Genomic DNA, 4,633 nt, shown 5'->3' with positions numbered 1-4,633 from the left:
CGACAGCGACTCGCGCACGGCGTAGGACAGCAACGCTAGTTTCTCCCGCACGGTCTCGGCCGAGTCGTCCTCAGCGATGACGTAACGCTCGATGAACTCGTCGGACAGCACAACGTGAACACGGTCGGAGTCGAACCCGGGGATGACGACGGGACCGTCGCTCCCGTCGAGCGCCGCCGCCGGCGCCATCAGTAGCAGCACCTCGCGACCGTCGGACGCTGTCGCTCTCGCGATCACGTCGGGATCGTTCACTTCCCACCCCCACGCGTCGGCGCTCATTCCGTCATCGTAGCGCCTCGACGATCAGAGACTCGCCGCCTCGATCTTCCCGATGACGAGTCGAAGCGATCGTGCTCCGGAGTAACCCGTCAGGATCGACGGTCCGGACTGGTCGCCCTCCTCGATCATGTACTCGGCGCGGTAGTCGAGGTCGACGATCGCGGCGTCGGCGTCGAGCACGATCAGAGATCGTTTCGATCGTGTGCCGGACATCTCGCCCCACACGATCATTCGATCTTCGTCGCTGGTCGCGATGTCGTTCTGATCGGCGATGATCGAGAGGAGGCCGACGATCTCCTCCGCCTGAAACTTCGTGAGTTCGATTTCCATCGCGCTCACCTCCGGCCCTTTCGGTTGGTCGGCGGGATCGCCGGCGATGGTTGGAACCGACGATGCTCGACGCGTGGACGGTAAAGACGGACACGCTCGGAGCGGAACGTCCGGAACATCCGAACGCCGGCGGGATCTTTCGATCCACCGAAGACCGTGATGTCGCCGTTCGACGCGACCGAGATGAAGACGAAAGCGCCGGGGACGCCGTCGACCTTGACCTCGGCACCCTTTTCGATTTCTGTCCACGTTGTGTTACTCATGATGGGGATCCTCCTCGGATCGCTAGGCGTCGAGGACCGCCCTCGACTGATTGAAGTCTACACGATAACTCTACCCCCGTCAAGTACCCGCAACGATGACGACCTCGACGACACCGACTCGACGACCTCGCTCGACGTCGAGTCGAGCACGCGTCGCCCCGATCCCTTATCCGGTGCGGATCTCTCGGCATACTTGACCGGGGTAGAGGTGTCGTGTATTGTTACGTCTGTCGGAAACGCCGACGCCTAGCACCTCGAAAGGGTCGCCACCATGAAAACCACCACCGCCGCACAGATCACAGTCGGAGACATCGTCGTCGACCGATACACCGCTCAGAACGCCGGCAGTCTCGGCGCCATGCGCGCCGGCCGAGTCGTCGAGATCGTGAACGAGATGGAAGTCCTCCGAGTCGTCGGCATGGGATCGAGTGTCGACCGACGCGGTCTCCGCTCGACATGGAAGCGGACCGATCAACCGGCGCCGTTCATCGCGATCTACTTCAAGGCCGGACGCGCTCAGATCCTCCGGGCCGACTCGATCGTCGAGGTCGCACGATGAGCGCCGTCGAGATGATCGTCGCCGGACTCGCCACCCGGCGCGACTACCTCGCCGACAAACTCGCCCACCATCGCGACGCGTTCACCTCGATCGGCATCGCATCACTCGAACAGCAGATCGCCGACCTCGACGACGAGATCGCCCTCACCACTGGAGCACAACGATGAACACCGCCACCAAGAAGAAGACGATGTCGACTCGCGTCGATCAGTTTCGACGACGCGCCGAGGCCGGCATCCGCAGCGCGAACCCCGACGCGCTCGACCTCGACATCGAATGGATCGAACCGGCCCGAAAGGTGACATGGCCGACCGGCGTCTCCGGATACATCGGTCGACTCCAACTCAGCGCCGACGGTCACGAGGTCCGACGAGTGACAGCGCGCGAGACCCCGTCCGGACTGTCGGTCGGATGACGCGACAGATCCGACACCGACTCGACCCCGATCGCTAAGATCCACCACCACCATCACCGAAGGAGCACCACCACCGAAATGAACCATCACGAAATCGACCGCCTCTCGATCATGATCTCGATCGAGGTCCCCGACGCTTTCATCGAGTCCTACCCGTGGATCATCGGACCATTCCCCGAGGAGACCGACATACTCGATCTCGTCGCTCTCGGAGATGGCATCGTCGACGCGTTGCTCACCCGCTACCCGGTCGGGACTTCGATCGACCTCGACGTCGTTTCGCTGACACCGTCCTCGACAGCGTTCGACGCCGAGCGTCTCGCCGATCTCATCACCAACGAACACCGAGCCGTCGACCCGGACCTCGCCGACATCTTCGACGACCTGTACGTCCGGGAGATCCTCGACTCGATCACGACCGACGAGGTCGAGCGATGAACTCTCCCGTCGTCGCCGTCCGACTCGACCCCGAGACCCATAACGCGCTGAACGTCGCCGCCGCTCGTGCCGGCGTCCCCCGGAGCGCTCTCCTCCGCCGAGCGATCGTCGCCCTCGTGATCGACCTCGCATCGGAGGCGACCGATGACTGAACCGCGTTATCTCGTGACCGTCGAGTTCCCCGGATCCTCGTCGATCGTGTGGACCCGGGCCGGCGGATGGCTCACGACTCGCGACCGGGCCGACGCTCTGCCCGCCACTGACGCCGACGCTCTGATCGAGGTCCTCGTCGCGACGTGTCCCGGATCGAGGATCGAGCGGATCGAGGTCCCGTCGTGATCGCTCAACGTGTCACCGCTCGACCGTCGCTCGGTCAGACCGGCGCCGTATGGGTCGAGATCAGTCCGTCGAGCACCGGTCAGGATCTCGGCGCGCATCTCTCGACGCTCGACGCCGTCCGACTCGCCGGCGCTCTCCTCCTCGCCGTGGAGCAGATCCACGAGGACGAGGCTCGGGGATGAGACGCCTCGACGATCTCCTCGATCGACTGATCGCCGCCGCTGAGGACGATCCTCTCGTCCTCGCCGCCGGAGCGCTTGTCGGGATCCTCGCGTTCGTGGTCCTTGTCCTCGCCGGTCTCGTCCTCGCGGGTCTCGTGTGGATCGCTCTCCCGTGGTCGCTGGTCGCTCTCCCGTTGCTCTGCCTCGGATGGGCGCTCGCTGATCGGGGTCGAGGAGACCCGGGTCGCTGATCGAGGTCGGAGATCCGTAGGGGGGACTGGCATCCCTCGGGGTACTTGACCGGGGTAGAGTCGCCGTGTATGGTTACATCCATGACAACGACCACCACCACCGCCCGCACCTTCACCGCCGAAGGCGAGACCTTTACCACGAAGTCAAAGGCCCGCTACGCCGTCGTCCTGACCTGCTCAGGCGGCGTGTATTGCTCCGACCGCGACTACGGCGTCCCCGGCTCAGGCGCCGGCGCCGTCGTCATGGCGAAGCATACGAGCAACTCGACCACCGCCGTAAAGGCTCTCGTCCGTTATGCGAAGGACCTGACCCGCGACGGAGCGCCGGCCGGCTCCTTCGTGTCCGGCTCCGTCGTCGACACCGAAACCGGCGAGATCATCGCCAACGCCTAACCCAACCCGGCCGGGAGAAATCCCTCTCCCGGCCGACCTAGAGATCCGAGGAGGATCACCACCATGAAAACCACCACCGTCCCCGCCACCGTCGGTTCATACAGCGTCGACGCCCTGATCGTCGTCGCTGACGTCTCGCCGAAGGAGACCGCCGCTCTCCTCCGGACGATGCTCCGCCAACGAACCGGCCTCCGATTCTCGGTCACGACTGGCCGAGGCACCGCCGCCAACCATCTCTACATTTCGGCCGGCAACGTCGACGACATCTCCGAGCATCGCGACGCCTACCGAGTCGTCACGGGACGCGCGATCGGTCACCCGCTCGACATCCTCCTCGACCGCTCCGACCGGATCCGGACGCTCTGCCTCGTCGCCGGCGCCGACGTCGACGCCGCATGGCTCGACGAGGTCGCTCCCCGTCGAGACTACGGGTACTGAGCATGAACCCGGAGAGCACCCTCAGAGGCTCGGAGAGCGACGCCGAGATCGGTCCGGTCCTCTCGGTCGATCTCTCCCCGGTCGAGTGTCAGGCGCTCCTACAGGCCCTCGCTCGATCGGTGCGGGATCTCACCGACGAGAAGGCCGCACCTCCACACCGGACCGAGGAGGAGATCGTCGACGACGTCGTCGTAGCGTGGGCGCTGATCGACCGGCTCTCGATCCCGGTCCGAGACTGGTCCGAAAGAAATCTCCCCGGGGTACTTGACCCCGGTAGAGGGATCGTGTAAGATACATCCATCGGCACACCGGCCGACACCTAGCCGCCACGGAGGCGACCACCATGAACACCACCACCAACACACCCGGATACAACTGCCGGATCACGATCTCCTTCTCGACAGACAAGAACGGCCGACGTCGCGCCCGTTACATCGCTCAGGGCCGCTACCCGTTCCGCTCTCTCCCTCTCCCGGTCGACACCGCCGAGATCCTGATCGCCACCGGCGGAGCCGACCTCGACGGAGGCGCACGATGAACACCGACCGGATGCTCGACCGCTACGTCCGAGGAGGAGGCAATCCCGCCACCGGCGCCGCCCTCCTCGCCGAACTCCTCGACGCCCACGACGGCGCCAACCTCGACGCCGCTCTCGCCTACTGGGGGTTCACACGATGAGCACCGCCACCGATCGCCGAGCACGCCGTCGCGAGGCACTGACCTACGCCGGCATCCGCTCCGCATCGTTCGCCCGATCGACCGGGACC

At 65.1% G+C, this 4,633-nt stretch carries 16 protein-coding genes; 13 read left to right on the top strand and 3 right to left on the bottom strand.

All coding sequences use genetic code 11. The features are described 5' to 3' along the window. The 3 genes from ACIQ0Q_RS08895 to ACIQ0Q_RS08885 all read right to left on the bottom strand — a co-directional run. A partial coding sequence (locus ACIQ0Q_RS08895) for a hypothetical protein (protein ID WP_395772584.1) occupies positions 1-279 on the bottom strand: 279 nt, incomplete at its 3' end. A 24-nt stretch (positions 280-303) separates the two neighbouring features. After that, a complete protein-coding gene (locus tag ACIQ0Q_RS08890; protein WP_395772583.1) occupies positions 304-609 on the bottom strand; it encodes a hypothetical protein in 306 nt (101 codons plus the stop codon). Between the two features lie 5 nt (positions 610-614). Next, positions 615-872 (bottom strand): hypothetical protein, encoded by a 258-nt coding sequence (locus ACIQ0Q_RS08885; protein WP_395772582.1) that lies wholly within the window; start codon positions 870-872, stop codon positions 615-617. Between the two features lie 271 nt (positions 873-1,143). Here ACIQ0Q_RS08885 and ACIQ0Q_RS08880 point away from each other — a divergent pair, with 271 nt between their 5' ends. The 13 genes from ACIQ0Q_RS08880 (at position 1,144) to ACIQ0Q_RS08820 (ending at position 4,544) form a co-directional block, all read left to right on the top strand. Then, on the top strand, positions 1,144-1,431 hold the full coding sequence (locus tag ACIQ0Q_RS08880) for a hypothetical protein (protein ID WP_395772581.1): 288 nt from the start codon (positions 1,144-1,146) through the stop codon (positions 1,429-1,431). Continuing rightward, positions 1,428-1,598, top strand: coding sequence for a hypothetical protein (locus ACIQ0Q_RS08875; protein WP_395772580.1), 171 nt, complete (start codon positions 1,428-1,430; stop codon positions 1,596-1,598). Before ACIQ0Q_RS08880 ends, ACIQ0Q_RS08875 begins: the two co-directional genes overlap by 4 nt. Continuing rightward, complete coding sequence (locus tag ACIQ0Q_RS08870; RefSeq protein WP_395772579.1) at positions 1,595-1,846, top strand: hypothetical protein; 252 nt, start codon at positions 1,595-1,597, stop codon at positions 1,844-1,846. Before ACIQ0Q_RS08875 ends, ACIQ0Q_RS08870 begins: the two co-directional genes overlap by 4 nt. Positions 1,847-1,924: 78 nt before the next feature. After that, positions 1,925-2,284 (top strand): hypothetical protein, encoded by a 360-nt coding sequence (locus ACIQ0Q_RS08865; RefSeq protein WP_395772578.1) that lies wholly within the window; start codon positions 1,925-1,927, stop codon positions 2,282-2,284. After that, positions 2,281-2,436: a CopG family transcriptional regulator gene (locus ACIQ0Q_RS08860; RefSeq protein ID WP_395772577.1), complete on the top strand. Its 156-nt coding sequence runs from the start codon at positions 2,281-2,283 to the stop codon at positions 2,434-2,436. Before ACIQ0Q_RS08865 ends, ACIQ0Q_RS08860 begins: the two co-directional genes overlap by 4 nt. Continuing rightward, a complete protein-coding gene (locus tag ACIQ0Q_RS08855) occupies positions 2,429-2,623 on the top strand; it encodes a hypothetical protein (protein ID WP_395772576.1) in 195 nt (64 codons plus the stop codon). The genes ACIQ0Q_RS08860 and ACIQ0Q_RS08855 overlap by 8 nt, the downstream gene beginning before the upstream one ends. After that, positions 2,620-2,805 carry a hypothetical protein gene (locus ACIQ0Q_RS08850; protein ID WP_395772575.1) on the top strand — a complete coding sequence of 62 codons (186 nt, stop codon included), beginning with the start codon at positions 2,620-2,622 and terminating at the stop codon, positions 2,803-2,805. Before ACIQ0Q_RS08855 ends, ACIQ0Q_RS08850 begins: the two co-directional genes overlap by 4 nt. After that, a complete protein-coding gene (locus tag ACIQ0Q_RS08845) occupies positions 2,802-3,035 on the top strand; it encodes a hypothetical protein (RefSeq protein ID WP_395772574.1) in 234 nt (77 codons plus the stop codon). Before ACIQ0Q_RS08850 ends, ACIQ0Q_RS08845 begins: the two co-directional genes overlap by 4 nt. A gap of 81 nt (positions 3,036-3,116) precedes the next feature. Continuing rightward, a complete protein-coding gene (locus ACIQ0Q_RS08840; protein ID WP_395772573.1) occupies positions 3,117-3,428 on the top strand; it encodes a hypothetical protein in 312 nt (103 codons plus the stop codon). Between the two features lie 63 nt (positions 3,429-3,491). Next, entirely contained in the window at positions 3,492-3,866 is a 375-nt protein-coding gene (locus ACIQ0Q_RS08835) for a hypothetical protein (protein ID WP_395772572.1), read from the top strand. A gap of 2 nt (positions 3,867-3,868) precedes the next feature. Continuing rightward, positions 3,869-4,156 carry a hypothetical protein gene (locus ACIQ0Q_RS08830; RefSeq protein WP_395772571.1) on the top strand — a complete coding sequence of 96 codons (288 nt, stop codon included), beginning with the start codon at positions 3,869-3,871 and terminating at the stop codon, positions 4,154-4,156. 53 nt (positions 4,157-4,209) lie between these two features. After that, positions 4,210-4,404 carry a hypothetical protein gene (locus tag ACIQ0Q_RS08825; protein ID WP_395772570.1) on the top strand — a complete coding sequence of 65 codons (195 nt, stop codon included), beginning with the start codon at positions 4,210-4,212 and terminating at the stop codon, positions 4,402-4,404. Continuing rightward, the gene (locus ACIQ0Q_RS08820; RefSeq protein ID WP_395772569.1) at positions 4,401-4,544 is read left to right on the top strand and encodes a hypothetical protein; all 144 of its coding nucleotides are present in this window, start codon (positions 4,401-4,403) and stop codon (positions 4,542-4,544) included. The genes ACIQ0Q_RS08825 and ACIQ0Q_RS08820 overlap by 4 nt, the downstream gene beginning before the upstream one ends. The last annotated feature ends 89 nt before the right edge of the window (positions 4,545-4,633 follow it).

The sequence above is a fragment of the Arenimonas sp. genome (assembly GCF_044348765.1).
Lineage (GTDB): Bacteria > Pseudomonadota > Gammaproteobacteria > Xanthomonadales > Xanthomonadaceae > Arenimonas.
Note: the sequence above shows the minus strand (reverse complement) of the source record. Positions and strands in the feature narration are given on the sequence as shown.

Excerpts from the sequence above, each read along its gene's own strand:
- ACIQ0Q_RS08890 (WP_395772583.1), bottom strand. The coding sequence starts at position 609 with ATGGAAATCGAACTCACGAAGTTTCAGGCGGAGGAGATCGTCGGCCTC.
- ACIQ0Q_RS08885 (WP_395772582.1), bottom strand. The coding sequence starts at position 872 with ATGAGTAACACAACGTGGACAGAAATCGAAAAGGGTGCCGAGGTCAAG.
- ACIQ0Q_RS08880 (WP_395772581.1), top strand. The coding sequence starts at position 1,144 with ATGAAAACCACCACCGCCGCACAGATCACAGTCGGAGACATCGTCGTC.
- ACIQ0Q_RS08875 (WP_395772580.1), top strand. The coding sequence starts at position 1,428 with ATGAGCGCCGTCGAGATGATCGTCGCCGGACTCGCCACCCGGCGCGAC.
- ACIQ0Q_RS08870 (WP_395772579.1), top strand. The coding sequence starts at position 1,595 with ATGAACACCGCCACCAAGAAGAAGACGATGTCGACTCGCGTCGATCAG.
- ACIQ0Q_RS08865 (WP_395772578.1), top strand. The coding sequence starts at position 1,925 with ATGAACCATCACGAAATCGACCGCCTCTCGATCATGATCTCGATCGAG.
- ACIQ0Q_RS08860 (WP_395772577.1), top strand. The coding sequence starts at position 2,281 with ATGAACTCTCCCGTCGTCGCCGTCCGACTCGACCCCGAGACCCATAAC.
- ACIQ0Q_RS08855 (WP_395772576.1), top strand. The coding sequence starts at position 2,429 with ATGACTGAACCGCGTTATCTCGTGACCGTCGAGTTCCCCGGATCCTCG.
- ACIQ0Q_RS08845 (WP_395772574.1), top strand. The coding sequence starts at position 2,802 with ATGAGACGCCTCGACGATCTCCTCGATCGACTGATCGCCGCCGCTGAG.
- ACIQ0Q_RS08840 (WP_395772573.1), top strand. The coding sequence starts at position 3,117 with ATGACAACGACCACCACCACCGCCCGCACCTTCACCGCCGAAGGCGAG.
- ACIQ0Q_RS08835 (WP_395772572.1), top strand. The coding sequence starts at position 3,492 with ATGAAAACCACCACCGTCCCCGCCACCGTCGGTTCATACAGCGTCGAC.
- ACIQ0Q_RS08830 (WP_395772571.1), top strand. The coding sequence starts at position 3,869 with ATGAACCCGGAGAGCACCCTCAGAGGCTCGGAGAGCGACGCCGAGATC.
- ACIQ0Q_RS08825 (WP_395772570.1), top strand. The coding sequence starts at position 4,210 with ATGAACACCACCACCAACACACCCGGATACAACTGCCGGATCACGATC.
- ACIQ0Q_RS08820 (WP_395772569.1), top strand. The coding sequence starts at position 4,401 with ATGAACACCGACCGGATGCTCGACCGCTACGTCCGAGGAGGAGGCAAT.